The sequence below is a fragment of the Vogesella amnigena genome (genome assembly GCF_042648905.1).
GTDB classification, from domain to species: Bacteria; Pseudomonadota; Gammaproteobacteria; order Burkholderiales; family Chromobacteriaceae; genus Vogesella; species Vogesella amnigena.
Map to the genome: position 1 here is coordinate 181,869 of NZ_JBHRYH010000018.1, position 26,221 is coordinate 208,089.

The 26,221-nt window shown below is 63.3% G+C and carries 24 protein-coding genes, 3 tRNA genes and 1 rRNA gene; 11 read left to right on the forward strand and 17 right to left on the reverse strand.

The features are described 5' to 3' along the window. Positions 1-49 precede the first annotated feature (49 nt). From dusA to ACFOKJ_RS09400, 4 genes are all read right to left on the reverse strand, one after another. Positions 50-1,045: a tRNA dihydrouridine(20/20a) synthase DusA gene (gene dusA / locus ACFOKJ_RS09385; protein WP_390278940.1), complete on the reverse strand. Its 996-nt coding sequence runs from the start codon at positions 1,043-1,045 to the stop codon at positions 50-52. A 110-nt stretch (positions 1,046-1,155) separates the two neighbouring features. After that, complete coding sequence (locus tag ACFOKJ_RS09390; RefSeq protein ID WP_390278942.1) at positions 1,156-2,481, reverse strand: aspartate aminotransferase family protein; 1,326 nt, start codon at positions 2,479-2,481, stop codon at positions 1,156-1,158. After that, on the reverse strand, positions 2,478-3,533 hold the full coding sequence (locus ACFOKJ_RS09395) for a phosphotransferase (protein WP_390278944.1): 1,056 nt from the start codon (positions 3,531-3,533) through the stop codon (positions 2,478-2,480). The genes ACFOKJ_RS09390 and ACFOKJ_RS09395 overlap by 4 nt, the downstream gene beginning before the upstream one ends. Continuing rightward, positions 3,526-4,287 carry an SDR family NAD(P)-dependent oxidoreductase gene (locus ACFOKJ_RS09400; RefSeq protein WP_390278946.1) on the reverse strand — a complete coding sequence of 254 codons (762 nt, stop codon included), beginning with the start codon at positions 4,285-4,287 and terminating at the stop codon, positions 3,526-3,528. The genes ACFOKJ_RS09395 and ACFOKJ_RS09400 overlap by 8 nt, the downstream gene beginning before the upstream one ends. 102 nt (positions 4,288-4,389) lie before the next feature. On the opposite strand from ACFOKJ_RS09400, the gene ACFOKJ_RS09405 reads away from it, so the two are divergent. The 4 genes from ACFOKJ_RS09405 to ACFOKJ_RS09420 all read left to right on the forward strand — a co-directional run bounded on the left by ACFOKJ_RS09405 (position 4,390) and on the right by ACFOKJ_RS09420 (position 7,634). Further along, positions 4,390-5,115 (forward strand): GntR family transcriptional regulator, encoded by a 726-nt coding sequence (locus ACFOKJ_RS09405; RefSeq protein ID WP_390278947.1) that lies wholly within the window; start codon positions 4,390-4,392, stop codon positions 5,113-5,115. A gap of 340 nt (positions 5,116-5,455) precedes the next feature. Continuing rightward, entirely contained in the window at positions 5,456-6,730 is a 1,275-nt protein-coding gene (locus tag ACFOKJ_RS09410; RefSeq protein WP_390278949.1) for an NAD(P)/FAD-dependent oxidoreductase, read from the forward strand. A gap of 361 nt (positions 6,731-7,091) precedes the next feature. Next, positions 7,092-7,247, forward strand: a complete 156-nt coding sequence (locus ACFOKJ_RS09415) for a hypothetical protein (protein WP_390278951.1) — start codon at positions 7,092-7,094, stop codon at positions 7,245-7,247. Positions 7,248-7,442: 195 nt separating this feature from the next. Further along, complete coding sequence (locus ACFOKJ_RS09420) at positions 7,443-7,634, forward strand: hypothetical protein (protein WP_390278953.1); 192 nt, start codon at positions 7,443-7,445, stop codon at positions 7,632-7,634. 139 nt (positions 7,635-7,773) lie between these two features. Here ACFOKJ_RS09420 and ACFOKJ_RS09425 read toward each other — a convergent pair whose 3' ends face one another. Further along, positions 7,774-9,729, reverse strand: coding sequence for an oxidoreductase (locus ACFOKJ_RS09425; protein ID WP_390278955.1), 1,956 nt, complete (start codon positions 9,727-9,729; stop codon positions 7,774-7,776). 143 nt (positions 9,730-9,872) lie between these two features. Between ACFOKJ_RS09425 and ACFOKJ_RS09430 the strand changes: the two genes are divergently transcribed. Beyond that, positions 9,873-10,484, forward strand: a complete 612-nt coding sequence (locus ACFOKJ_RS09430; RefSeq protein WP_390278956.1) for a helix-turn-helix domain-containing protein — start codon at positions 9,873-9,875, stop codon at positions 10,482-10,484. Positions 10,485-10,570: 86 nt separating this feature from the next. Here the strand turns inward: ACFOKJ_RS09430 and ychF are convergent, their stop codons facing one another. From ychF to ACFOKJ_RS09475, 9 genes are all read right to left on the reverse strand, one after another. After that, on the reverse strand, positions 10,571-11,662 hold the full coding sequence (ychF, locus tag ACFOKJ_RS09435; protein ID WP_390278958.1) for a redox-regulated ATPase YchF: 1,092 nt from the start codon (positions 11,660-11,662) through the stop codon (positions 10,571-10,573). Positions 11,663-11,777: 115 nt separating this feature from the next. Beyond that, entirely contained in the window at positions 11,778-12,356 is a 579-nt protein-coding gene (gene pth, locus ACFOKJ_RS09440; RefSeq protein WP_390278960.1) for an aminoacyl-tRNA hydrolase, read from the reverse strand. 82 nt (positions 12,357-12,438) lie between these two features. Further along, positions 12,439-12,726: a 50S ribosomal protein L25 gene (rplY, locus tag ACFOKJ_RS09445; protein WP_390278962.1), complete on the reverse strand. Its 288-nt coding sequence runs from the start codon at positions 12,724-12,726 to the stop codon at positions 12,439-12,441. Positions 12,727-12,787: 61 nt separating this feature from the next. Beyond that, a complete protein-coding gene (locus ACFOKJ_RS09450; protein ID WP_088965485.1) occupies positions 12,788-13,771 on the reverse strand; it encodes a ribose-phosphate pyrophosphokinase in 984 nt (327 codons plus the stop codon). An 84-nt stretch (positions 13,772-13,855) separates the two neighbouring features. Then, positions 13,856-13,932, reverse strand: a tRNA-Gln gene (locus ACFOKJ_RS09455). A 25-nt stretch (positions 13,933-13,957) separates the two neighbouring features. Next, a tRNA-Gln gene (locus tag ACFOKJ_RS09460) sits at positions 13,958-14,034 on the reverse strand. 7 nt (positions 14,035-14,041) lie between these two features. Next, positions 14,042-14,896 (reverse strand): 4-(cytidine 5'-diphospho)-2-C-methyl-D-erythritol kinase, encoded by an 855-nt coding sequence (gene ispE, locus ACFOKJ_RS09465; protein ID WP_390278963.1) that lies wholly within the window; start codon positions 14,894-14,896, stop codon positions 14,042-14,044. Then, positions 14,893-15,468, reverse strand: a complete 576-nt coding sequence (lolB, locus tag ACFOKJ_RS09470; protein WP_390278965.1) for a lipoprotein insertase outer membrane protein LolB — start codon at positions 15,466-15,468, stop codon at positions 14,893-14,895. Before lolB ends, ispE begins: the two co-directional genes overlap by 4 nt. Next, complete coding sequence (locus ACFOKJ_RS09475; protein WP_390278967.1) at positions 15,465-17,225, reverse strand: tetratricopeptide repeat protein; 1,761 nt, start codon at positions 17,223-17,225, stop codon at positions 15,465-15,467. The genes lolB and ACFOKJ_RS09475 overlap by 4 nt, the downstream gene beginning before the upstream one ends. Positions 17,226-17,294: 69 nt before the next feature. On the opposite strand from ACFOKJ_RS09475, the gene mutM reads away from it, so the two are divergent. The 3 genes from mutM (at position 17,295) to ACFOKJ_RS09490 (ending at position 20,400) form a co-directional block, all read left to right on the forward strand. After that, positions 17,295-18,110: a bifunctional DNA-formamidopyrimidine glycosylase/DNA-(apurinic or apyrimidinic site) lyase gene (mutM, locus tag ACFOKJ_RS09480; RefSeq protein WP_390278969.1), complete on the forward strand. Its 816-nt coding sequence runs from the start codon at positions 17,295-17,297 to the stop codon at positions 18,108-18,110. A 57-nt stretch (positions 18,111-18,167) separates the two neighbouring features. Continuing rightward, a complete protein-coding gene (locus tag ACFOKJ_RS09485; protein ID WP_390278971.1) occupies positions 18,168-18,932 on the forward strand; it encodes a lysophospholipid acyltransferase family protein in 765 nt (254 codons plus the stop codon). A 142-nt stretch (positions 18,933-19,074) separates the two neighbouring features. After that, positions 19,075-20,400 (forward strand): dicarboxylate/amino acid:cation symporter, encoded by a 1,326-nt coding sequence (locus ACFOKJ_RS09490; RefSeq protein ID WP_390278973.1) that lies wholly within the window; start codon positions 19,075-19,077, stop codon positions 20,398-20,400. 76 nt (positions 20,401-20,476) lie between these two features. Here ACFOKJ_RS09490 and ACFOKJ_RS09495 read toward each other — a convergent pair whose 3' ends face one another. Next, positions 20,477-21,298 (reverse strand): symmetrical bis(5'-nucleosyl)-tetraphosphatase, encoded by an 822-nt coding sequence (locus tag ACFOKJ_RS09495; RefSeq protein ID WP_390278975.1) that lies wholly within the window; start codon positions 21,296-21,298, stop codon positions 20,477-20,479. A 150-nt stretch (positions 21,299-21,448) separates the two neighbouring features. Between ACFOKJ_RS09495 and ACFOKJ_RS09500 the strand changes: the two genes are divergently transcribed. Beyond that, a complete protein-coding gene (locus ACFOKJ_RS09500) occupies positions 21,449-23,467 on the forward strand; it encodes a UvrD-helicase domain-containing protein (RefSeq protein ID WP_390278977.1) in 2,019 nt (672 codons plus the stop codon). A gap of 82 nt (positions 23,468-23,549) precedes the next feature. On the opposite strand, the gene ACFOKJ_RS09505 is transcribed toward ACFOKJ_RS09500, so the two are convergent. Next, positions 23,550-24,287 carry a c-type cytochrome gene (locus ACFOKJ_RS09505; protein WP_390278978.1) on the reverse strand — a complete coding sequence of 246 codons (738 nt, stop codon included), beginning with the start codon at positions 24,285-24,287 and terminating at the stop codon, positions 23,550-23,552. 151 nt (positions 24,288-24,438) lie between these two features. Between ACFOKJ_RS09505 and ACFOKJ_RS09510 the strand changes: the two genes are divergently transcribed. Continuing rightward, a tRNA-Arg gene (locus ACFOKJ_RS09510) sits at positions 24,439-24,515 on the forward strand. 554 nt (positions 24,516-25,069) lie between these two features. Beyond that, on the forward strand, positions 25,070-25,948 hold the full coding sequence (locus ACFOKJ_RS09515) for an NUDIX hydrolase (RefSeq protein ID WP_390278980.1): 879 nt from the start codon (positions 25,070-25,072) through the stop codon (positions 25,946-25,948). A gap of 177 nt (positions 25,949-26,125) precedes the next feature. On the opposite strand, the gene rrf is transcribed toward ACFOKJ_RS09515, so the two are convergent. Continuing rightward, positions 26,126-26,221 (reverse strand): 5S ribosomal RNA (rrf, locus tag ACFOKJ_RS17035); the annotation flags it as partial.

Sequence of the window (26,221 nt, forward strand, 5' to 3'; positions counted from 1 at the left end):
GAAAACGCCCGGACTGGCCGGGCGGGAAAGGCGCCATGTTACCAAATCATCAGACCGGCTGGCCCTGGGTGGCCAGCATGGCTTCGATAAACAGGCGCTCGTCCGCATCCTTCAGCGCCTTGGCATCGGACAGCAGGCGCCGCCACTGGCGGCCACCAGGCTCGCCGTGGAACAGCCCCAGCACGTGGCGCGCGATGTGGCGCACGCTGCTGCCGTCCTGCAGGCGCTCGGCCACATAGGGCAGCAGCGCCTCCACCACCTTGCCGCGCGAGAGCACCGGGCTGGCATCGCCGTAGAAGTCGGCATCCCAGCTCGCCATCAGATAGGGGTTGTGGTACGCCTCGCGGCCAACCATCACGCCATCCACATGCTGCAGATGGCCGGCGATCTCGGCATTGGTCTTGATGCCGCCATTGATGATGATCTCCAGCTCCGGGCGCTCCTGCTTCAATCGGTACACGTAGTCGTACTTCAGCGGCGGAATCTCGCGGTTTTCCTTCGGGCTCAGGCCCTTCAGGATGGCGTTGCGCGCATGCACGATGAAGGTACGGCAGCCGGCCTCGGCCACGGTATCCACGAACTCGCGCATGTAATCGTAGCTGTCGATCTGGTCGATACCGATGCGGTGCTTCACCGTCACGTCGATGTCCACCACGTCGCGCATCGCCTTCACGCAATCGGCTACCAGCTGCGGCTCGGCCATCAGGCAGGCGCCAAACGCGCCCTTCTGCACCCGCTCCGACGGGCAACCCACGTTCAGGTTCACCTCGTCATAGCCCCACTGCTGCGCCAGCCGCGCGCACTGCGCCAGCTCGGCCGGCTCGCTGCCGCCCAGCTGCAGCGCGATCGGATGCTCCGCTTCGTGGTAGCGCAGGTGGCGGCCAACATCGCCATGCAGCAGCGCACCGGTGGTCACCATCTCGGTGTACAGCCAGGTATGGCGGGTGATCAGGCGCGCGAAGTAGCGGTAGTGGCGGTCGGTCCAGTCCAGCATGGGGGCTACGGACAGGCGACGCGAGGGCAAGGCGGTGGGTGCAGCGGTCATGTATGGCGAGCAGCGCTAAGCGTTTGAAAAAACGCGAGATTATCCGTGCTGGCCTGTAGTGAGGTCAAGCCGGGCTTGAACGCACTACAGGATCACATCATCCCCCCAGTTCAGCCGGCTGCCAGCACCTCATCCAATGCCCCCAGCAGCATGTCGGCGTGTTCACGGGCGAACACCAGCTGCGGGCGTACCTTGAGGATGTTGCCGGCCGGGCCAGTGGCGCTGATCAGGATGCGACGCTGGCGCAGCGCGTTGACGATGCGCGCAGTCTCGACGCTGGCCGGCGCCTTGCTGGCGCGGTCTCGCACCATTTCCACACCGAGGAAGAAGCCGGCGCCGCGCACGTCGCCGATCAGCTCATGCCTTGCGGCCAACGCCTCGAAGCCTGCCTTGAGATAGGCGCCGGTTTCCAGCGCGTTTTGCTGCAGCTGTTCATCGCGGATCACATCCAGCACCGCCATGCCGGCGGCGCAGGACACCGCATTGCCGCCAAAGGTGTTGAAGTAGCGCACGCGGCTGCCGAAGGCATCGATGATCTGCGGCCGTGCCACCACCCCGGCGATGGGGTGGCCGTTGCCCATCGGCTTGCCCATGGTGACGATGTCCGGCACCACGCCATGGCGCTGGAAGCCCCAGAAATGGCTGCCGCTGCGGGCGAAGCCGGCCTGCACTTCGTCGGCGATGAACAGCCCGCCGGCAGCTCGGATTACCTCGGCGGCGCGCGCCAGGCAGCCCACCGGCTCGGGGTACACGCCATCGCTGGTGAACAGCGTATCCACCAGCAGTGCCGCTGGCTGGATGCCGTGGCGCTGCAGATCGGCTATCGCCGCCTGCACCCCTTCCACGAAGCGTTTGCCGGCATCCGGCCCCTGCCGGTAGCTGTCCGGCGGCGGCACGGTGCGCACGTGCACGCCCAGCGGCACGCCGTCGCCAAAGGCCGGAGAGCACTCGGCCACGCTGCTGGTCACGCCGTGGTAGGCGTGGCTGCTGACGATCAGCCCCTTGCCGCCGGTAGCGTTCCACGCCAGGCGCAGCGCCAGGTCGTTGGCCTCGCTGCCGGTGCAGGTGAACATCACCTGGCTGGTTTCGGCCGGAAAGGTGGCCAGCAGGCGCTCGGCGTAATCGACGATGCCATCGCCCAGGTAGCGGGTGTGGGTGTTGAGGGTGGCTGCCTGCTGCGCGATGGCCGCCACCACCCGCGGGTGGCTGTGCCCCACCGAGGCCACGTTGTTGTACACGTCCAGATAAGCATTGCCATCCGGGTCGTACAGCCACACGTCCTCGGCACGCACCACGTGCAGCGGCTGCTCGTAGAACAGTCGGTAGGCGCTGCCCAGCGATTGCCGCCGCCGCTCGATCAGCACCTGCTCGCGCGCTGGCAGCTGGCTGGCGGTGGCCGGGTCGAAGGCGTTCACCATGCGTTGATCCTTGCTCATGCTTGTCCTTTCATGCCGCACACGCTGCGCAGGTAGGCCACCGCCTGCTGGCGGCTGATGCCAAGCAGGCGCTGCATGCCATCCCAGCTCAGGCCGTGGTTGCGCAAAATATAGGTGCTGTTTTCCGGGTAGCGCGCCGCGCGCCAGCCGGTGATGGTGACCGTCATGCACAGCCGGGTGAGGATGAGGTCGTACAACAGCGCCACTTCCTGTTCGGTAAGCGGGTTGATGGCGTGGTAGCCGGCAATCACCTCGCCGGCAGTGTCCAGCGGGTTGGCATTGGCGGACAGCTGGTAGGAGCAGGCCACCGCCAGCTCGTCCACCAGCGGCGCGGCCACCATGTCGCCGAAGTCGATGATGCCGACGGTAGTGATCTGGTCGTCGCCCACCAGCACGTTGTACGGGTTCATGTCGTTGTGGATCACCTGGCGGCGCAGGCCGGCCAGGGTTGGCCGCAGGGTACTGTCGAAGTGCACCAGCCAGCTGGCCAGCACGTCGCGCTTGGCGCCGGGCGGCGTCTGCTGCAGCAGCGGCGCCAGGTCCTGGCTGTGCTGGATGTCCCACAGCAGGCGGTGCTCGGCTGCCGGGTGCTGGAAGTCGCGCAGCGCGACGTTCAGCCGTGCCAGTGTCTGCCCCAGGTGGCGGCGCTGCGCACTGCTGCGGCCCACCTGATGCAAGGGCTGGCCGTGCAGGTAACTCAGCAAGCGCAGCACGCGCTGGCTGCCGTCGCGCATCGCCACCACGCCGTAGGGGGCGCCGTCCTGCTGCGCGATTACCTGCGGTATCGGCAGCGTCGGGTCGTGGGCGATGGCGTGCAGCAGCGCGCGGGTCTGAAAGTCGGTTACCGCGCGGTCTTCCGCCGGGTGGGTGAGCTTGAGTACGTAGTGGCGGCCGTCGTCGGCGCGGATGTGGAAGTTCTCGTCGCGCTCGCTGTTGAGCTTGCTGCTGTTGCCGCGCAGCCGGTAGTGCGTCCACAGCAGCGCGGCCACTTCGTCTGCCGCGGTGGCGGCGGCCATGGTAGTGAATAGCTGGTTATCGCAGGCTTCAGACATGCTGGCCCCCGTTGATGTGGATTTCCGCGCCGTTGATGTAGGCGGACTGCGGGCTGCACAGAAAGTGGATCGCCTCGGCCACCTCCTGCGGCGTGCCCAGCCGGCGCATCGGCACATCGCGCTCGACGATGCGGGCGGTGTCCGGCGACAGGATGGCGGTGTCGATCTCGCCCGGGGCGATGGCATTGGCACGGATGCCGTGCGGTGCCAGCTCATGGGCCAGCTCGCGGGTGAGTGCGGCCAAGCCGGCCTTGGAGGCAGCGTAGGCCACGCCGGCAAACGGGTGCACCTTCGAGCCGGCAATGGAGGTAACGTTGACGATGCTGCCCCGGCCCTGCTTGAGCTCCGGGAACAGCGCCCGTGCCAGCAGCGCGGTGGACACCAGGTTGACATTCAGCACCCGCTGCCAGGTGTCGCTGTCGCTACCCAGCACCCCCAGCCGCTCGCCCTGCGGCCCCTTGGGCGAGATGCCGGCGTTGTTCACCAGCGCATGCAGCGCGCCATCCGGCAGGCGGCGGCGCACCTCCTCTACCAGCTGCGGCAGCGCGTCAAGGTCGGCCAGATCGGCCTGCAGATGGCTGTCGCGCGCCATTGGCCAGCGGCAGGTTTCCGAAAACGGCTGCCGCGACACGGTGAGGATGCGCCAGCCCTGTTCCTGAAACAGTTTCACCGTGGCATGGCCAATGCCGCGGCTGGCGCCGGTAAGCAGCATGTAGCGCTGCGGCGGCGAAGTTGAGTCGCTGTGCTGGGACAAGATATCGCTCCTGGTCTGGTTAGCTGCGGGCCTGTCTGGTAGGTGATCTTATTTTTGTATATGATGCATCATATTTCTTAAATCACTCAGTGACAACCAGCCATGCCCTACGATCTGCCGGAACTCGAGCACGACAATCTTGGTAGCACCGTCTACCGCCTGATCAGCGAAGCCCTGATCCAGGGCCGCATGCAGCCTGGCGAGCGGCTGAAGATCCGCGAGCTGGCGGCCAAGCTTGGCACCAGCGTCACCCCGGTGCGCGATGCCATCCTGCGGCTGGTGCAGGAACAGGCGCTGGAAATGAAATCGGCACGCGATATCCGCGTGCCGTACATGACGCTGGCGCGCTATCTGGAGATCCGCGCCATTCGCGTGAAGCTGGAAGGGTTGGCCGCGGAAACCGCCGCCAGCCGCGCCACGGCAGCGGACATCGCCCGGCTGCTGGACATCGTGGCGCGCAACGCAGAAGCCATGACACGCGGCGACCACGCCAGCGGCTGCGACCTGAACCAGCAGTTCCACTTTGCGCTGGTGGACATCGCCGGCATGCCGTTCCTGGGCGGCATCCTGTATCGCATCTGGCTGCAGATGGGGCCGCTGATCGCCGCCTCCTATGCTGCCGGCGGCCAGGACATGATCGACTACCACCCGCCGCTGATCGCCGCGCTGCAGCAGGGCGACGGTGCCGCCGCCGCCCGCGCCATCGGCGACGATATCGTCAGCGGCGGCCACGCCATCCTGCTGCGGCTGCAGGCACAGGCGACTACGGCACGAGATCCGGCAGCAGTTGCCGACGCACCGTGGGGCACACCACCGCCAGACGCCTGAAGCTGAGCGCCAGCGCCAGCTCACCCGGCTCCTGCACCACCTGCTGCAGTCCCGGCAGAGACTCGGATCCAGATCGATACCAGTCCGGTAGCCCCACCGTGGCGGCCCACGTGGTTGAGCAGGTGCAACTCGCGCAGCGCATCATGCACCGCGCCACCATTCCGGGCGACCTACCGTTCTGCCCCTTGCCGGCCACTTGCGTGGCCGGTCTGCCATTCTGCCGCCGTGCGGCCAACGTCTCCGTTTGCTGCCTTTCTGGAAATTCCGGTTTACATTATATTTTTTTATATTTTAATAACAGTATGACCAGCACAACGCGGCAACAGACCGGAGGAGACACATGAAGCACATCGTCGTCATTGGCGCGGGAACCGGCGGCATGCCGGCTGCCTACGAGCTACAGGAAAAACTGGGTAAAACATGCCGCATCACTGTCATCAATAGCAGCGAACAGTTCCAGTTCGTCCCTTCCAACCCGTGGGTGGCTGTGGGCTGGCGCGAGGCGGATGCAATCTCTTTCCCCATCCGGCCCTACCTGGATAAAAAAGGCATCGGTTTCATCGCCCAGCCGGTCAGCACCATCGACGCTGACAACAACCACCTGACCCTGGCCGATGGCCAGCAGCTGGATTATGACTATCTGGTGATCACCACCGGCCCACGGCTGGCTTTCGAAGAAGTCCCGGGTAGCGGCCCGCAAAGCGGTTATACCCAGTCCATTTGCACGCTGCAGCACGCACTGCACGCCAACGAGGCCTACCAGCGATTTCTGGAAAACCCTGGCCCGGTGATCATTGGCGCCATGCCCGGCGCCTCTTGTTTTGGCCCGGCCTACGAATTCGCCTTCATCCTCAATACCGACCTGCGGCGCCGCAAGCTGCGTCACAAGGTGCCGATGACCTATGTCAGCAGCGAGCCCTATATTGGCCACCTTGGCCTGGGCGGCGTTGGCGATTCCAAGTCACTACTGGAAAGCGAGTTCCGCAACAACGACATCAAGTGGGTCACCAATGCCCGCACCACCCAGGTGGAAGACGGCAAGCTGCTGGTGACGGAAATCAACGATGACGGTTCGGTGCGCAAGGAACACGTGCTGCCGTTTGCCTTCTGCATGATGCTGCCTGCGTTCAAGGGCGTGGATGCCGTAGCTGCGGTGCCTGGCCTGTGCAACCCGCGCGGTTTTGTGTTGATCGACGAATTCCAGCGCAGCAAGCAGTACCGCAATATCTTTGCTGCCGGCGTGTGCGTGGCCATTCCCCCGGTAGAAGTCACCCCGGTCGCGACTGGCGCCCCCAAGACCGGCTACATGATCGAGACCATGGTTACCGCTATCGTGCATAACATCCATGCCGATCTGCACGATGAACCAGCCACCGCCAAGGGCAGCTGGAATGCTATCTGTCTGGCTGACATGGGCGATACCGGGGCCGCCTTCGTGGCATTGCCGCAGCTGCCGCCGCGCAATGTGAACTGGTTCAAAAAGGGAAAATGGGTACACCTGGCCAAGGTGGCATTTGAGAAATACTTCCTGCACAAGATGAAAACCGGCTCGTCGGAACCGGTTTATGAGAAATACGTGCTGAAGGCGCTGGGCATCGAGCGGCTGGAGCAGTAAACCCGGCGCCTATTCCCTAAGGTTGATGGGCCGCCCGTGGGCGGCCCCTTCCATTGCAGCCAGCACCCCGTCAGCGCTGGCGCACGGCATGGGGCACGTTCTGCAACAGCAAGCGGGATGAGCCAGATCGGCGCACTGGGCACAGTTTGCTCCCCCGCCCCCCAACCGTATGCTATGCACTGGCCGAGCACAACTTCCTGCCAGCCGTGCCGGGGTGCTCGCAACATCGCCACCATCGACGGTGCCAGCGCCCGCCTGCACTGAATCAATCAGCCCAAGCGCTACCGCGCTGCCGAACGCCGCGAGCAGGTACTGCTGCTACTGGAAACCGGCCGTGGCCGAATGCGGCGCCGGCGTCTTCGTGCGGTCCACCACCTTGGCCTACAACACCGATATCCTGAAAACCGCACCGCAGAACTGGGGCGATTTCTGGAACGTGAAGAAGTTTCCCGGCAAGCGTGACCTGCGCAGGGTGCCAAGTACACGCTGGAATTTGCGCTACTGGCCGACGGTGTAAAGCCGGCCGACGTGTACAAGGTGCTGGGAACCAAGGCGGGCGTGGATCGCGCCCTCAAGAAGCTGGATCAACTGAAGCCGAAGATCCAGTAGTGGGAAGCCGGCGCCCAGCCGCCGCAGCTCCTGGCCTCCCGGGACATGGTGATGAGTTCGGCCTACAACGGCCGCATCGATGCGGTGCAGTAAGAAGGAAGCCGTGGCCTTCATCAAGAATGCCGGCAAGCCGGAAAACCAGGTGGTGTACTCCAACCGCATCGCCTATGGCCCCCACCAATCTGAAAGCGGTGCAAAAGGTGGATGCCAAGACTGCGGCCAACCTGCCTACCTGACCGGCCAAGCTGAAGAACGCGCTGGCACTGGACGTGAACTTATGGATGGAGCACGGTGAAGACCTGGGGCAACGCTTCAACGCCCGGGCTGCGCGCTGACGCCCCTTTGGTGACATCAGGCACTGCCAGTGGCGGTGCCCGCCTTTCCCGCAGTAGATGATGGCACCTAGCCGCAGACTCCCCCAAAAGGCCCGCAGACTACAGCTGCCAGGCCACGCACAGGCCTTCGTAGATGGCCTCTTCCGCCGTGCGCGGCGCCAGGCAGTCGCCGATGGCGTGCAGCGCGATGCCGCTGGCCGCCAGCTGAGTGAACAGCGCATCGTCGGCCGTGTGGCCGCTGCACAGCACCAGGCTGTCTACCGCGTCGATGATCACCGCTTCCTCGCTGGCGGTGTGCTGCAGGTAGACGCTGCCGCTGTCGGCACCGTAGGGGCGCATATAGTTCAGCACTTCGATGCCGGCCTTGTGCAGCCGCGCCACCAGCTCGTCACGCACGTACAGCGGCAGCTGCTCGCCCACGTGGGTGCTGTTCACCGCCAGCCGCACCTGGCAGCCCTGTTGTGCCAGCAGCAGGGCGATACCGGGGCCGATCCAGTCGCTGCGCCAGTCCACCACCACCACGCTGCGGCCAACTTGCTGCGGCGCACGCAGCACCTGCCACGGGTCGAACAGCGTGACCGAGCCATCGCTTTCCAGTGGCGGCAGCCGTGGCGTGGCGCCGGTGGCCACGATCACCGCATCCGGCTGCAATGCCAGCACCTGCGCCGCATCCAGCCGGCTGTTCTTGTGCACCTCCACCCCGGCCTGCTGCAGCTCGCGCTGCAGATTGGTCACCAGCCCGCCAAACTCGGCCCGCCCCGGCAGCAGCTGCGCCAGCAGCGCCTGGCCGCCCAGCTGGCTGCCGGCTTCATGCAGCGCCACCTGGTGGCCACGCTGCGCGGCAATCACCGCCGCCTTCATGCCGGCCGGGCCACCACCCACCACCAGCACCCGCTTGCGCTGGCCAGCCGGCGGCAATTGCCCGAAGCGCAGCTCGCGCCCGCTCTGCGGATGCTGGATGCAGGAAATGGGCAGGCCGCGATGGAAGCGGCCGATGCAGGCCTGGTTGCAGGCGATGCAGGCGCGGATGTCATCCACCCGCCCCTCGCCCGCCTTGCGCGGCATCTCCGGGTCGCAGATCAGCGCCCGCGTCATGCCGCACACATCGGCCTGACCGCTGGCAATGATCTGCTCGGCTTCCTGCGGCTGGTTGATGCGCCCGGCCACCAGCACCGGTATCTGCAGCCGCGCCTTGAAGCGCGCCGCCACTGGCGCCAGATAGCCGTTGGCAATCGCCATTGGCGGCACGATATGTACCGCACCACCGAGCGAGGCAGAGGTGCCGGCGATCACGTTCACGTAGTCCAGCTGCGACTGCAGCATCACGCTGGCAGCAATCGCCTCGTCCTCGCTTAGCCCCTCGGCGTCCATCTCGCCGCCGGAAATGCGCAGACCAATCACAAAGCCCACCGGCGTGGCGGCGCGGATTGCGGCCAACACCTCCTGCAGGAAACGCAGCCGCCTGGCCGCATCGCCACCGTAGTCGTCCTGGCGCAGGTTGACGCGCGGGTTGAGAAACTGCGACGGCAGGTAGCCGTGGCTGGCCACCACCTCCACGCCATCCATACCCGCCGCCGCCATGCGCCGCGCCGCGGCGGCGTAGCCGGCCACGATATCGGCGATCAGCGCGGCAGTCAGCGCGCGCGGCTGCACATGAAAGCGCTCGTTCGGTACTGCCGATGGTGCGTACGCCACCGCCAGCAGCCCGTCGGCGGTCTCCATGATCTCGCGCCCCGGGTGGAACAGCTGGCCGAATACCGCACAGCCTTCGGCATGCAGCGCGGTGGCCAGCTGACGGTAGCCATCGATGCAATCGTCGTCGGTGGCCATCAGCGCGTGCGAGGTATAGCGCGCGGTTTCATGCACGCCGGACACCTGCAGCACGATCAGCCCGGCACCGCCACGCGCGCGCTCCCGGTGGTAGGCAATCAGCGCGGCGTTCACCTTGCTGTCGGTGGGCAGCACGGTGTCGTGCCCGGTGGACATGATGCGATTGCGCAGGGTAACGCCGCCAATGCGCAGCGGCTGGAACAGGTGGGGAAAGGCGGTAGGCATGCGAACTCCCGGTGTGATGGCTGGTGCTCATTACGGCGCGTCATTTTTTTGCGAAATTAAAATTACGACTAAAATTTTAATCACACAAGAATTTAGTGCCGTCCTGCCAGCTGTCGCGACAACAGTGTCGTTATAATCCCGCCATGACTGCCGCCCATCACGACCAGCACCACATGCCGCCAGACAACGCCGACCACAAGCCACAGGCCAGGATTGGCGAAAAACTGCGCCAGCTGCGCAAACGCCAGGGCCTGACCCTGGTTGCGCTGGCAGAGCGCTGCGGCCTGTCCATTGCCCATATCAGCCTGATCGAGCGCAACCTGGCGCAGCCTTCCATCAATGCGCTGGTGGCCCTGGCCCAGAGCCTGGATGTGACCGTGCAGTGGTTTTTCGGCCCCGATGCACAGCAGTTGGCCGCAGAAGCGGATGTGATCGTGCGCAAGCAACAGCGCACCAGCCTGGAATACGCCGGCGGCTTCAGCGACCAGCTGCTGACCCCGCGCAGCAACCGGCAGCTGGAAATGCTGCACTGTCGCATCGCCCCCGGCGCCAGCAGCGACCAAGGCTACAGCCATCAGGGGGTCGAGGCCGGGCTGCTCTTGAAAGGCTCGCTGGAGCTGTGGGTGGGCGAGCGCCATTTCCAGCTGGAAGAAGGCGACAGCTTCTGCTTTTCCAGCCAGGAGCCGCACCGCTACCGCAACCCCGGCAAGACAGAAGCGGTGGTGATCTGGGTGATCACCCCGGCCGGGTTTTGAGGCTGCTCCACCAAAAAAAACAAAACCGCCGGGCAAGCCCGGCGGTTTGTCATTGCCATGCTGGCCGGGCTGCCCCGGCCGCCGGATCAGACGTTGAACAGGAAGTTCAACACGTCGCCGTCCTGCACCACGTAGTCCTTGCCTTCGGCGCGCATCTTGCCGGCTTCCTTGGCCTTGGCTTCGCCGCCCAGGGCGATGAAGTCGGCGTAGGAGATGGTCTGCGCACGGATGAAGCCGCGTTCGAAGTCGGTGTGGATCACGCCGGCAGCCTGCGGAGCGGTGTCGCCGATGTGAATGGTCCAGGCGCGCACTTCCTTCACCCCGGCGGTGAAGTAGGTCTGCAGACCCAGCAGCTTGTAGCCGGCGCGGATCAGGCGATCCAGACCCGGCTCTTCCAGGCCCAGGGTTTCCAGGAATTCGGCCTTGTCGGCATCGTCCAGCTCGGCGATTTCGGATTCGATAGCCGCACACAGCGCCACTACCGGTGCGCCTTCCTTGGCCGCGTACTCTTCCACGCGCTGCAGCAGCGGATTGTTGCTGAAGCCGTCCTCGGCCACGTTGGCCACGTACATCGCCGGCTTGATGGTGAGCAGGCACAACGGCTTGAGCAGCACTTTTTCTTCGTCGCTCAGGCCCAGCGAACGCGCCGGCTGGCCTTCGTTCAGGTGCGGCACCAGTTTTTCCAGCACGGCTACCAGCGCGCGCGCATCCTTGTCACCGGCCTTGGCTTTCTTGCCTTCACGGGCCACGGCCTTTTCCACGGAGGACAGGTCGGCCAGTGCCAGTTCGGTGAGGATGGTCTCGATGTCGGCAATCGGATCTACCTTGCCAGCCACGTGCACGATGTTCGGGTCATCGAAGCAGCGCACCACGTTGACGATGGCGTCGGTCTCGCGGATGTTGGCCAGGAACTGGTTGCCCAGACCTTCGCCCTTGGAGGCGCCCGCCACCAGGCCAGCGATGTCGACGAATTCGACGATGGCAGGCTGGATTTTCTGCGGGTTGATGATCTTGGCCAGCTCGGCCAGCCGGTGATCCGGCACTTCCACGATGCCGACGTTAGGCTCGATGGTGCAGAACGGATAGTTGGCCGCTTCGATACCGGCCTTGGTCAGCGCATTGAACAGGGTGGACTTGCCGACGTTGGGCAGGCCGACGATACCGCACTTCAGACTCATGGTAATTCCTCGTTGTGTTCGGCCCGCCTGCGCGGCGGGGCAACAAAGGCAGCGATTTTAACACTTCGGCTGCCTGTATTTTGGGCAATGTTGCGGCCAAGGTTGGCCGCAAGGCTTACTTGGCAGCCGTGTGCAGGGTTTTCATGGCACCCGCCATATTGCCGGCCAGCACTTCCGGCATCACCTGCAACGACTTGGCCACGGCGTCATCGATGGCCTGCTGCTCTTCGGCACGGGCCTTTTTCAGCACGAAGTTGGCCACTTCGTTGCGATCGCCCGGGTGGCCGATGCCCAGGCGCAGGCGCCAGAAGTTGGGGCTGCCCAGCCGGGCGATGATGTCTTTCAGGCCGTTATGGCCACCGTGGCCGCCGCCCTGCTTCAGCCGCGCGGTGCCCGGCTGCAGGTCCAGCTCGTCATGCACCACCAGGATGTCTTCCGGTGCGATCTTGTAGAAGCGCGCCAGCGCTGCCACCGCCTGGCCGGACAGGTTCATGTAGGTCATCGGCTTGAGCAGCCACAGCTCGCCGGATGGCACGGCGGCACGTGCCGCCTCGCCAAAGAATTTGCTTTCGGCACGCAGGCCAGCCTTATGCTGCCAGGCCAGTTCGTCCACCAGCCAGAAGCCGGCATTGTGACGGGTCTTTTCGTATTCGGGGCCGGGGTTCCCCAGCCCGACTACCAGTCGGATCGCCATGTTTGATTCCAATGAAAAGCCCGCTGCCAGATAACCGGTCAGCGGGCTGTCTGCGCCCGGCTAGCCGGGCGGCACGCATGCATTACGCGCGAGCGAAGTCCAGGTGCAGAACCAGCTGCTTGTACGGGTGCAGTTGGAAGTCGGCAACTTTTACCAGCTCCTTCTGACCGTCGATCACCAGCTCGATGGTTTCCTTGTGGAAAGCTTCGTTCTTCAGTGCGTAGTAAATGGTGTTGTGGTCCAGGGTGATGGATACGGCTTCTTTGCCTGCACCGTAAACAACAGCCGGGGTTTGGCCAGCGCGACGCAGGCGGCGGCTCGCACCAGTACCTTCCAGTTCGCGCTTGGCAGCGATCAGTTCGATTGCCATTGAGTATTACTCCAGTTTCATTGAAAGTCGCCCGCCCCACCGCGACCAGTGGGGCCGACGTTTACGGCAGGACAGCGCCCGCCGAAACCAGCTCTTCGTTGAAGAGGTAGGACACCGACTCTTCGTTGTTGATGCGACGCAGGGTCTCTGCGATCAGGCCGGCGATGGATACCACGCGGATGCGGCTGCTCTGCTTGGCGGCGGCTACCAGCGGGATGGTATCGGTAATCACTACCTGGTCGATGTCCGAATTATTGATGCGGTCCACGGCCTGGCCGGAGAACACGGCATGCGATGCATAGGCCAGCACGCGCTGGGCGCCGCGCTCTTTCAGCGCGGAAGCCGCCTTGCACAGGGTGTTGGCGGTGTCGATCATGTCGTCGATGATCAGACAGGTACGGCCTTCGATATCACCGATGATGTTCATCACCTCGGCCACGTTGGCCTTCGGGCGACGCTTGTCGATGATGGCGAGGTCGGTATTCAGCGCCTTGGCCACTGCACGGGCACGTACCACGCCGCCCACGTCCGGGCTTACCACGATCAGGTCTTCGATACGCTGCGAGCGGATGTCCTTCAGCAGCACCGGGGTGGCGTACACGTTGTCCACCGGCATGTCGAAGAAGCCCTGGATCTGGTCGGCGTGCAGGTCGACGGTCAGCACGCGATCGATGCCGGCGCTGGTCAGCATATTGGCTACCAGCTTGGCGGTGATCGGTACACGGGCGGAACGCGGACGACGATCCTGACGGGCGTAACCGAAGTACGGAATCGCCGCGGTAATCCGGCCGGCGGAAGCGCGCTTGAGTGCGTCGGCCATGGTCAGGATTTCCATCAGGTTGTCGTTGGTCGGTGCACAGGTCGGCTGCAGGATGAACACGTCGCGACCGCGCACGTTTTCCAGCAATTCCACCGCCACTTCACCATCGCTGAACTTGCCCACATCGGCACGGCCGAGGGAAATATCGAGGTGCTTGACCACGTTCTGTGCAAGTTCCGGATTTGCGGTACCGGTGAAAACCATCAAACTGTCGTAAGCCGCCATAACTCAATGCCTTGGATCGGGAGATAAAGAAAAAGCGTGTAAGGGAAACTTACACGCTTTTTTTCTTAGTTCACTGCTGTGTTTTGGCTGAGGAGGAAGGATTCGAACCTTCGAATGCCGGAATCAAAATCCGGTGCCTTAACCAACTTGGCGACTCCCCAGTATCCGTTCAATCATGCAGAGATTTGGCTGAGGAGGAAGGATTCGAACCTTCGAATGCCGGAATCAAAATCCGGTGCCTTAACCAACTTGGCGACTCCCCAGTATTCTTTACACTTCCCCGTCGTACAGTGGATGCGTCGCTAACCCCTTGGCAACAAATCCGACCATATCTTTCGACAAGGACTGGAATACTGTTTTTGCTTGAACTTCAGTTGCCAGCTCCAGAAACACACATGCTCCCGAACCTGTCATCAGCGGCGAACCGTATTCACTTAGCCGGTTCAATGCCTCATTTACCGCTGGATACATTGCTTTTACAACGCGCTGCAAATCGTTTTGTTTTTGCGCTGCGCCGAACAGGCTTCGCATTATGGAGAAGCGTATTTCCCCTGTCAACAGCTTTTGTGAATATTGCTGGAATACCGGGCCGGTCGGCACCGATACCGGTGGCTTGCATACCACATACCACGCTTCCGGCAGTGCAATGGCTTCCAGCTCTTCGCCAATACCGCGTGCACGCGCATTACGGCCAAAAATGAATACCGGCACATCGGCACCCAGTTGCACGCCCAGCGTCATCAGCTGCTGCCGCGACAGGCCACAACCCCACAGCTTGTTTAGCGCCAGCAGCACGGTGGCGGCATCGGAAGAGCCACCACCCAGACCACCGCCCATCGGGATGCGCTTGGTCACCCGCAGGCTGGCGCCCAGCGTACAGCCGGCGGCCTGCTGCAGTAGGCGCGCCGCGCGTACGGTAAGGTCGGCATCCGGCGGCACGCCCGGAGTAGGTGTTTCCAGTTCGATGCGACCATCGTCGCGCACGGCGATATCGATATCGTCGCAGTAATCGATAAAGCGGAAGTCCGTATCCAGCAGGTGGTAACCGTCCTCGCGCTTGCCGGTGATCAGCAGCGTGAGGTTGAGCTTGGCCGGAGCGGCGAATCGTTGGTAGTGCAGGGTCATGGTGCGGTAGTTGCGGGGGTATCGGGGGTATTCCAGCCGGAGAACACCAGCCGGATGCTCAGGCCGTCACGCTCCAGTTCCAGGCGGCGCGGCAGATGGGTTTCGGCATCCTTGCTGTGGCGGATCAGCCAGCCCTGCTGCTGCAGGCTGCCATCGGCAGCGGTTTGCGCGCCGGTACCGGGTGCCGCCAGGCCACGCGCCCACCAGGCCAGATTCGACAACGGCAGCGGCCAGCCAAGGGTTTCCTCGGTCAGGGTTTCCACATCGCCAGCCTGCCGCTCCTGGCCATCGGCCAGCAGTCGCACGCCGTTGGCATCGCGACTGAGGCTGGCAACCGTGGTGCCGATCGGGGTTTTGACGTTGAGCTGATCACTGGCGGCGGTGTGCTGCCAGTCGAAACTCGCCACGTGGCCCTTGCCCTGGTAATTCACCGCCAGCCGGCCATAGGTATTGAAGGCGATGTCGGGCACGTTGGCCGCAGGCTGCTGCAGAGGCTGCCGGATTTCCGGGGTAGCACAGCCTGCCAGCAACAGTGCCAGGCCGGCCGACACCAGCCAGTGAGTGAACTTCATGGTTTGAGGCGGTCCAGCGTTTCCTTGAGTACCGGGTGCTCCGGCGCGCTCTTGGCGGCATCGTTCCAGACCTGGCGCGCTTCATCCTTGCGCCCCAGCGACCACAGCACTTCGCCCAGGTGGGCGGCCACTTCGGCATCGCGCAGCTTGGCATAGGATGCCTGCAGGTGTTGCAGCGCCTGCTCGGACTGCCCCTGCTTGAACAGCACCCAGCCCAGGCTGTCGAGAATCATGGCGTTATCCGGGTCGGCTTTCAGCGCACGCTCGATATAGCCCTGCGCCTCCGGCAGCGATGCGCCGCGATTGGTCATCACATAGCCCAGCGCATTCAGTGCCTGCACATCATCCGGCTTCAGCCGCACCACCACGCGCAGGTCCTGCTCGGCCTCGGCAGAGCGACCGATCTGGTCCAGCAGCAAGCCGCGTTCGTACAACAGCTCGGCCTGCTCCGGGGTCTGCTTCAGCGCAGCACCCAGAATCTCCAGCGCCACGTCGTATTGCCGCGCTTCGCGCGCCAACATGGCCTGGGACAAGGTGATGCGCACGGGTTCATCCACCTGCTGTGGCAGCGTATTGAGGCTATCGATGGCTTCGCGCCACTGACCGCCGGCAGCCTGGATCTGCGCCGCGCGCACCCGCGCCGGCAACAGGTTCTCGCCACCATTCACTTCCAGATACCAGCGCCGCGCCTCGGCCGATTGCTTCTGCTCATCGGCCAGCTGCCCCAGGGTGTAACGCAGGGTGTTGACATCGTTGAAACCGGCACGCATGGCGGCCAGCAGCTGCTGTCGTGCGAGAGTGAAGTCGCCGGTCTGGTAGGCAAGCAGGCCGTGCAGGTACAACAGTTCGCCATTCGCGGCAAAACGGCTACCGATGCTGCGGGCATGTGCCTCGGCTTCCGTGAAGCGCTTGTCGCCAGCCAGCAGACGGATATAGGTGGTATTCAGCTCGATGCTGGACTGCGGCCGGCTTAGCAGTTGCTGCTGCAGGAAGGCGGTGGCCTGCGTACTCGATTGCCGGCGCAGGCGGTCTACCTGCCATAGCACCGGCAAGTCCCATTGCGGCGCAATGCGCGCCAGGCGGGCAAACTCATCGTCCACGGTTTGCTGATCGCCGGCCTCGGCAGCTACCGCAATCAGCGCAAAACGTGCTTCCGGCAGCTCGGGATAGCGTGCGGCCAACTCGCTGATCAGCGCTTCGGCACCCTGCTTGTCGCTTTGCAGGGCAGCCAGGCGCGCCAGCTGCACGAACACACCGGCGGCACGTTGTGGCTGGCGCTGCAAGGTGGTTTCGATCAGCGGCCGGCTTTCCGCCAGCTTGCCGCCACGCAACAGCGCGATGATCAGTTGCTCGCGCGCGGCATCGGCTTCCGGGTCCAGCTCCAGCCACAGCGTCAGCGCGGCAGTGGCCGACTTGAGCTGACCGGCAAACATGGCGAATTCGGCACCACGGCGGGCGATGCGCGGATCACGGGTTTCCCGCGCCAGCGCAATATAGGTTTCGGCGGCCTGTGCCGCGGCGCCGCCACGCGCTGCCATCTCGCCAGCCAGCAGGCCATACAGCCATTCGGCACGCAGCTGCTGATGCGGAATGGCCGGGTTGTCTTCTTCGCGCGGCGCCGGAGCTTCGTCTTCATCCTCCGCTACAACGCTCTTGCCAACCTGGGCGTTGGCCGCAGGCGCGGCAGGCTGCAGGCTGGCGCAGGCGGACAGTGCCAGTGGGGCGATTACGGCAAACAGACGGAGCAGGGCGTTCATGCACAGAACCTGTATTCATCACAGGCGGGTAGAATACCACGCCATTCACATTATTCATGACTCACGACCATGCCAGAATTGCCAGAAGTCGAAACCACGCGCCGTGGCATTGCCCCGCAGCTGGAAGGCGCCACCGTGCAGACGGTGATCGTGCGCGAGGCCCGTCTGCGCTGGCCGATTCCGCCAGAGCTGCCTGCGCTGCTGGCCGGGCGCACGGTGCGCAGCGTCAGCCGCCGCGCCAAATACCTGCTGGTGGATTTCGAACATGGCACGCTGATCGTGCACCTGGGCATGTCCGGCAGCCTGCGCTTTGTGCCGCCAGGCAGCACGCCGGAAAAGCATGACCATGTAGACATCGTGCTGGGGCAGACGGTTCTGCGTTATCGCGATCCACGCCGCTTTGGCGCCATGCTGTGGCAGCAGGGGCCGGTGGCGGCACATCCGTTGCTGGCTAAGCTGGGGCCGGAGCCGCTGTCGGATGCCTTCGACGGGCAGCGCCTGTTCGAAGCCAGCCGCCGCAAGGGCAGCGCCATCAAGCTGCTGATCATGGACAACCACGTGGTGGTGGGCGTGGGCAATATCTACGCCAACGAGTCGCTGTTCTACGCTGGCATCCACCCGGCGCGTGCGGCCAACTCGCTGCGCCGCGAGGAGTGCGAACGCCTGGCCGCCGAGATCAAGTCGGTACTGGCGCGCGCCATCGAGGCCGGTGGCAGCACGCTGCGCGATTTCATCGACGCCAAGGGCAAGCCGGGTTACTTCCAGCAAAGCTACAAGGTGTACGGCCGCCGCGAGCTGCCGTGCCATGATTGCGGCACGCTGATCAGTGAAATCCGCCAGGGCCAGCGCAGCACCTGTTTCTGCCCGCACTGCCAGCCCTTGTAAAACCGTTGCCACGTAAGCGCACTACCCTGCCATTAACCGTCAGCGAACCGTCATACCGTGCACCAGACCACTTCCCTGCCTGTCCGCCTGCTCCGCCTTGCCCGCCTGGGCATGCACCTGCTACGCGGCATCATCACCATTGCCACGCTGTATCCGCGACTATCGCAACCGGAGAAGGCCGTCATCACCCAGCGCTGGTCGCAGCAGCTGCTGCACATTCTGGCCATCAAGGTGAAGGTGAACGGTGCCACCCCCGGCATCTACCCGCCACACACCTTGGTGGTGGCCAACCATGTGTCGTGGCTGGATATCTTTGCGCTCAACAGCGTCACCGTGTCGCGCTTCGTGGCCAAGAAAGAGCTGCGCGACTGGCCGCTGGCCGGCTTTCTGGTCAAGAGCGCCGGCACGCTGTTCATCGACCGCAGCAACCGCCGCGACACCAGCCTGGTAAATAAACAGCTGGCCGCAGCGCTGCACAATGGCGACTGCATGGCGGTATTCCCGGAAGCCACTACCTCCGACGGCATCGGCCTGCTGCCGTTCAAGTCCTCGCTGTTCGAGGCCGCACGGCTGGCCGGCGCTACGGTACAGCCGGTGGCGATCCGCTATGTCTCGCCTGGCGGCCACTACTGCGCTTCCGCTGCCTATGCCGGCGACACCAGCTTCGGCCAGAGCCTGTGGGCCATTCTCTCAACCCGCGCCATGGTGGTGGAGCTGGATTACACCGCCGCACTGCCGGCCAGCGACACCACCCGCTTCGCGCTGTCGGAAGCCTCCCGCTCTGCCATTGCCACCGCGCTGGGTATCGATCCGGCGGACTGAGCCTGCCGCCGGATGCGGGTTTTCCGCAATGCGGCTTTCCCTGATCGGGAAATACCCAATTTTTCGCATCTCCGTCGCCGCGCATGATCGCGGCGAAAGTACTGGACAAGGCAAGCACACTGCCAGACACACGGAGAGCACAATGTCAGCCAAGAAACTGCACCACAGCCTGTATTTCCAGGTGATCGTGGCCATCATCCTGGGCGTTGCCCTGGGACACTTCATGCCGGAACTCGGCGCCAAGCTCAAGCCCTTGGGCGATGGCTTCATCAAGCTGGTGAAGATGATGATCGCGCCCATCATCTTCTGCACCATCGTGGTCGGCATTGCCGGCATGGAAGACATGAAGAAGGTTGGCCGCGTCGGCGGCAAGGCGCTGCTGTACTTTGAAGTGGTTACCACGCTGGCACTGGCCATCGGCCTGCTGGTGGTGAACTTCGTGCAGCCTGGCAGCGGCATGAACATCGACCCGAGCACGCTGGATACCGGCGCCATCGCCAAGTACACAGAAAAGGCCGCCGGCCAGAGCACGGTGGATTTCCTGCTGCACATCATTCCGCAAAGCGCCATCGGCGCCTTTGCCGATGGCGAGATCCTGCAGGTGCTGCTGTTCTCGGTGCTGTTTGGCGCCGGCCTGTCGCTGATGGGCGACTCCGGCAAGCCGGTACTGGGTTTCTTTGAAAAAGTATCGCAGGTGCTGTTCGCCATGATCGGCTTCATCATGAAGCTGGCACCAATCGGCGCCTTCGGCGCCATGGCGTTCACCATCGGCAAGTACGGGGTGGGCAGCCTGGTACAGCTGGCCTCGCTGATGGCCACCTTCTACCTGACCTGCGTACTGTTCGTCGGCCTGGTACTGGGCACCATCGCCCGCGCCTACGGTTTCAGCGTGTGGAAGCTGATCAAGTACATCAAGGAAGAGCTGCTGATCGTGCTGGGCACCTCGTCGTCGGAATCCGCGCTGCCGCGCCTGATGACCAAGCTGGAGCAGCTGGGCTGTGCCAAACCGGTAGTCGGCCTGGTAGTGCCCACCGGTTACTCCTTCAACCTGGATGGCACCTCGATCTACCTGACCATGGCAGCGATCTTCATTGCCCAGGCCTGCAATATCGACCTGACCCTGACCCAGGAGCTGACCATTCTCGGTGTGCTGCTGCTCACCTCCAAGGGTGCCGCCGGCGTGACCGGCTCCGGTTTCATCACCCTGGCCGCCACGCTGGCGGTGGTACCGGAAATCCCGGTAGCCGGCCTGGCGCTGATCCTGGGTATCGACCGCTTCATGTCGGAAGCCCGCGCTATCACCAACCTGATCGGCAACGCAGTGGCTACCGTAGTGGTAGCCAAGTGGGAGAACTCGCTGGACAGCGAGCAGATGCAGCGCGAACTGGCCAACCCGACACCGATCGCCCACGGCGCAGCGGCAAGCACCCCGCACCTGGTGCCGGAAGTCGCAGAAGAGCTGCGCTAGGCAGCAGCAGCTGACAACACAAAGCCCCTGTCCTGCGACAGGGGCTTTTGCTGTTCCGACACCCTTGCGGCCAAGCTTATTTCCTGATTTCGCGATACGCCTGGCACGGCAGCGAGAACACCTCGCGATCCTCCAGTCGCACCGCGGTGAGGCTGCCACCCCACAGGCAGCCGCTGTCGATGGCCAGCACCTCCTCGCTCAGCATCAGCCCCAGCGCCGACCAGTGTCCGCATACGATGGGGGTATCCACGCTGCGCCGCCCGGCGGCCTCGAACCACGGTACCAGGTAGTCCGGCGCCCCTTCCAGCTCGCCCTTGTAGGCCAGATCCAGTTCGCCGTCGCGGGTGATGAAGCGCATGCGCGTCATCACGTTGACGATCATGCGCAGCCGGTCCATGCCCTTGAGATCATCCTGCCAGCGGGTGGGCTTGTTGCCGTACAGCTTGGAAAAGAACGTCCGGTGATGCGTGCCCGATAGTTCGTCCTCTACCTCCTCCGCCAGACGCAGCGCCTTCTTGATGCTCCACTCCGGCAGCAGGCCGGCATGCACCATGGCAAAACCCTGCTCGTAGATCATCAGCGGCTGGCAGCGCAGCCATTCCAGCAGCACTTTGGCATCGCCGGCATTCAGCACCGCCTGGATGGTGTCATCGGCATGCACCTTGCCATAGCCCTCGGACACTGCCAGCAGATGCAGGTCATGGTTGCCCAGCACCGTTTGCACGCAGTCCTGGTGCTCGAACACCCAGCGCAGCGTCTGCAGCGACTCCGGACCACGGTTGACGAGATCCCCGGTCAGCCACAACGTATCGCGGCCGGGGTTGAATTCGATCTGGCGCAACAGCGCCATGAAGGGGGTGAAGCAGCCCTGCAAATCACCAATCGCATAGGTGGCCATTTTGTTTTCCTGTCAGTCGTTGCGGCCAACCTTGGCCTGAGCCGAGCCGCATCGCGAATGATAATGGATGCCCGTCCCGCCGTCGCGCATGGCCGGCCCCGGCGGCAGGCACTACAATGCGCGCTAACCATGAAAGATTGACGACAGCCCATGTCCCTTGCCCTACTCAACCCGCAGCAGCGCGCCGCCATCCAGTCGCTGGACGGCCCGCTGCTGGTGCTCGCCGGTGCCGGCTCCGGCAAGACGCGGGTGATTACCCAGAAGATCGCCTACATGATCCGCGAGGCGAATTTCGACGCCCGCAACATCGCCGCCATCACCTTCACCAACAAGGCGGCGCGCGAGATGCTGGAGCGCGTCGGCAAGCTGATGGACAGCCGCGAGCTGAAGGGCATCACTGTCTCCACCTTCCACTCGCTGGGCATGCACTTTCTGCGCCAGGAAGCGCCACACTTGGGCTACAAGACGCAGTTCTCCATTCTGGACAGCTATGACGCCGCCAAGATCATCGCCGACATCCTGAAATCCACCCACAAGGATGAAGTACGCAAGGTGCAAAGCCGCATCTCGCTGTGGAAGAACGACCTGCTCGGCCCGGATGCCGCGCTGCTGGCGGCGGCGGATGAATTCGACCGCGTGGCCGCTACCACCTATGTGGCCTACCAGGACACACTCACCGCCTACCAGGCGCTGGACTTCGACGACCTGATCCGCCTGCCGGTGGAGCTGCTGCGCAGCAATGCCGAGGTGCTGCAGAAATGGCAGCACAAGCTGCGCTACCTGCTGATCGACGAATACCAGGACACCAATACCTGCCAGTACCAGCTGGTGAAGCTGCTCACCGGCGAGCGAGGCATGTTCACCGCGGTGGGCGATGACGACCAGTCCATCTATGCCTGGCGCGGCGCCAATATGGAGAACCTGCGCCTACTGCAGCATGACTTCCCGCGACTGAAAGTGATCAAGCTGGAGCAGAACTACCGCTCCACCGCGCGCATCCTGCGTGCGGCCAACTCGGTCATCTCGAATAACCCCAAGCTGTTCGAAAAGCAGCTGTGGAGCGAACTGGGGCTCGGCGAACAGATCCACGCCGTGATGTGCAAGGACGAGGAACACGAGGCCGAGGTGGTGGTGCAGCGCCTGCTGGCGCACAAGTTCGAGCACCGCACCGAATTCAAGGACTACGCCATCCTCTACCGCGGCAACTATCAGTCCCGCGTGTTCGAGCAGGCGCTGCGCAACCAGCGCATCCCCTACCAGATGGCCGGCGGGCAGAGCTTCTACGACAAGCCGGAAATCAAGGACGTGCTGTCCTACCTGCGGCTGCTGGCCAACCCGGACGACGATCCCGCCTTCATCCGCGCGCTTACCACTCCCAAGCGCGGCGTCGGCGCCGGCACGCTGGAGAAGCTGGGCAACTGGGCCCGGCAGCGCAACTGCAGCCTGTTCGCCGCCGCGCACGAGGAAGGCTTCCAGCTGCAGGTCAATGCCGCCCAGCTGGCACCGCTGGCCGACTTCTGCCGCTTCATCAATGCGCTGACCTACCGCGCACTGCGCGAGCCGCCGGGTGAGCTGGCGATGGAGATGCTCAAGTCCATCGGCTTCGAAGCCTGGCTGTACGACAGCGAGGACAGCCCCAAGGCAGCAGAGAGCAAGTGGAAGAACGTGTTCGAACTGGTGGCCTGGCTGCAACGCAAGGGCGAGCAGGACGGCAAGAACCTGCTGGAGCTCACCCAGACCATCGCGCTGATCACCATGCTGGAAGGCCGCGATGAAGGTGAGGTGGACGCGGTGCACATGTCCACCCTGCACGCCTCCAAGGGGCTGGAGTACCCGCACGTATTCCTGGTGGGCTGCGAGGAAGGCATCCTGCCACACAGCGAATCGGTCGATAACGGCATGGTGGAAGAAGAACGGCGGCTGATGTACGTCGGCATCACCCGCGCCCAGCGCAGCCTCACCCTGACCTACTGCGTGAAGCGCCGTCGCGGCGGCGAGTGGCTGTTCGTGGAGCCGTCGCGCTTCATCGCCGAAATCAGCGGCGACGACCTGCGCCACTTCGGCAAGAAAGGCGCCGAACCCATTGTCAGCAAGAACGAGGGCAAGAGCCGGCTAGCGGGGCTGATGGCCTCGCTGGACAACAAGGTGCAGAAGAACAGCGACAGCTAGTCCTGCCGGCCGCGGCCAAGCTCCACCCAAGCACAAACGAAAACGCCGCGATAAATCGCGGCGTTTAGCATTACGGCCAATATTACTTGGCGGCGCTGGTCAGGTACTCCACAGCTGCCTTGAACTCTGCATCGGAGCCAGAGAAACCACCCTTCGGCGGCATCGCATTCAGGCCCTTGGTAGCCGAAGCCAGCAGACCATCCAGCCCTTTGCTCAGGCGCGGCGCCCAGGCAGTCTTGTCGCCGAACTTCGGCGCACCGGCAGCACCGGAGCCGTGACAGGCCACACACACGCTCTCGTACACTTTCTTGCCCGCTACAGCCGGATCCAGTGCGGCACCAGCAGCGGCACCACCTACCGGCGGCTCGGTGAACTTGCCACCACCGGCGTTACCCATGAACGCAACTGCACGCTTCACTTCGTCGTCGGTCAGATCAGCCGCGCCACCCTTGGCCGGCATGGCATTGAAGCCCTGCAGCGCATGCAGCACCAGCGTATCCCAGCCTTTTGCCACGCGAGCACCCCAGGCACCGGCATCACCAAACTTCGGCGAACCAGCCAGACCGGCGCCGTGACAGGTGATACAGATCGCCTTGTAAACCTGCTCGCCGGTTTTCATCCCCGGCGGGGCATCGCTGGCAACAGATTCGCCAGCCGGCTTCAGGCGGGCTGCAACAGCCTCCTTGGTCATCACTTCCGCATTGACGTCAAAACCGCTGGTCGCCAACTTGGCCAGCAGATAAATCGCCACCACTACCAGTACGACAACCCCCAGCAGAATACCGACGATTTGCCCCGGAGCTTTGGTTTCGTTGCTCATTCCAGCCTCACCTGATGAATATTGACATTACAAATGGGGAAATTATACGCAAAGGCAATTTGCGAGGCAAAACGCCGCTGAAACAAGTTTGCGCCAACGCAATCGACACTGGACGCATTGGTGGGCTTAAGCTATATTGCCGCCTCGGCTTGTACCCGTAGCTCAGTTGGATAGAGTGTCAGCCTCCGAAGCTGAAGGTCGCTGGTTCGATTCCAGTCGGGTACGCCACCATCGCACGCCTTGTCTCCCCAGAGCAAGGCGTTTATTTTTTATCCCGTAGATTCAAGCACTTCCACCACCCTGCTACGCCGCATCTGGGTATCCAGATACTGCCGTATTTCGGCACGCAGCGGGTGACGGTGAATCAGCAACATCACCCGCGCCGCCTGAATTGCATGCTCAAGCGTTGGATGCAACGGCCCACCGTCATCCACACCAAATGCACTGGAAACCAGCCTCAAGCGAAACATCATTTACCTGCCGTGTTGTTAGTTCACACTTTCTGATAAACGATACCGGCATTTGATGACAGATTCGATAGAAGGCTTCAGGTTTTCTAGCACGCTGTCCGACAATTTACCAATATCACGCCAGACAGCCGTCATTCCCATTCCCCTGCCATATCCCGCTGCGGCAAGCACACCACACTGTCGTACTGGCAGGGATGCAACACCTGCAAGCGCCTGATCACATAAATACCCTGTCATCCCACCTTATCCCCACCACGGCTGCTGTTTTTATCCGTAAGATGTCGCCTTCGCCAAATCGTGAGTGGAAACAACATGCAAGTGCGAGCAGTCGCCAATGCTTTGCAGCAAATGATCGAGTACGACAACAGCGGCTTTGTACCAGTGCTGATCGCAGGCGAATGCCTGGGCTGTGTAAACCAGCAATGGCTGCAACGCTTGCTATCCGAGCATGGCAATCTGTTCCAGTTGCAACACGGCCAACTCGTCGCCCTGGAAACGGCGACGGACTTCAATAGCCGCAGTCAGTTACTGGCTGCAGCTGCGCTGGCCTGGCGCGATGCCGGCTGGCTAAACGGCTGGCGCAATGAAAAATTCATGGCCTATTTCCAGGATGGCACCCCCTGTTTTGAAATGGAGCGCGCCGCATTCCGCCCATTGGGCCTTACCAGCCGCGCTGTCCATCTCAACGGTCTCAGCCGCATGCCGGATGGCGAAATCCGCATGTGGATCGGCAAGCGCAGCCCGTTCAAGGACGTTGCCCCCGATCGCCTGGATAACCTGATGGGGGGCGGCATCGCTGCAGGAGAAACCCTGCAGATCGCGCTGGAACGCGAAGGCTGGGAAGAGGCAGGCATCCCTGCCGGCAAATTGGAACTACTACCGCAGGCAGCCCTGCTACTGGCGGAGCGCCCGGTCGCCCGTGGTCTGCATCGCGAATGGCTGCACGTGTTCGATGTCTGGTTAAACGCGCAGGAAATTCCACAGAACCAGGACGGCGAAGTCGAGGCACATCTGCTGATGCCTCTGGCAGAAGTCGAACAACATATTATCAACGGCCAGTTCATGAGCGATGCAGCCCTGGTTGCCATCGACTGCATGGCCCGGCTGGGCTACTGGAAAGACGACCAGCAACTGCATAGCCTGCTGTCCAAGATCCGCGCCCCTATCGGCTGCGACATAGCCATCCGCTAACGCCCCACGGGCAATGCCACAAACAACCAAGCCCGCGCGAGCGGGCTTTTGCTTGGACTGTCATGCGGCCAACGTTGGCCGCAGGGATAGGAGGCAGGGCCGGGAGCGTGCATGAGTGGCTGATTCGCCCCAAAGCACAAAGCCCAGCTCGTCTGAGCTGGGCTTTACTGTGGGGGAGTCTGGCGGTGTCCTACTTTCACACGGGTATCCGCACTATCATCGGCGCTGAGGCGTTTCACGGTCCTGTTCGGAATGGGAAGGCGTGGGACCACC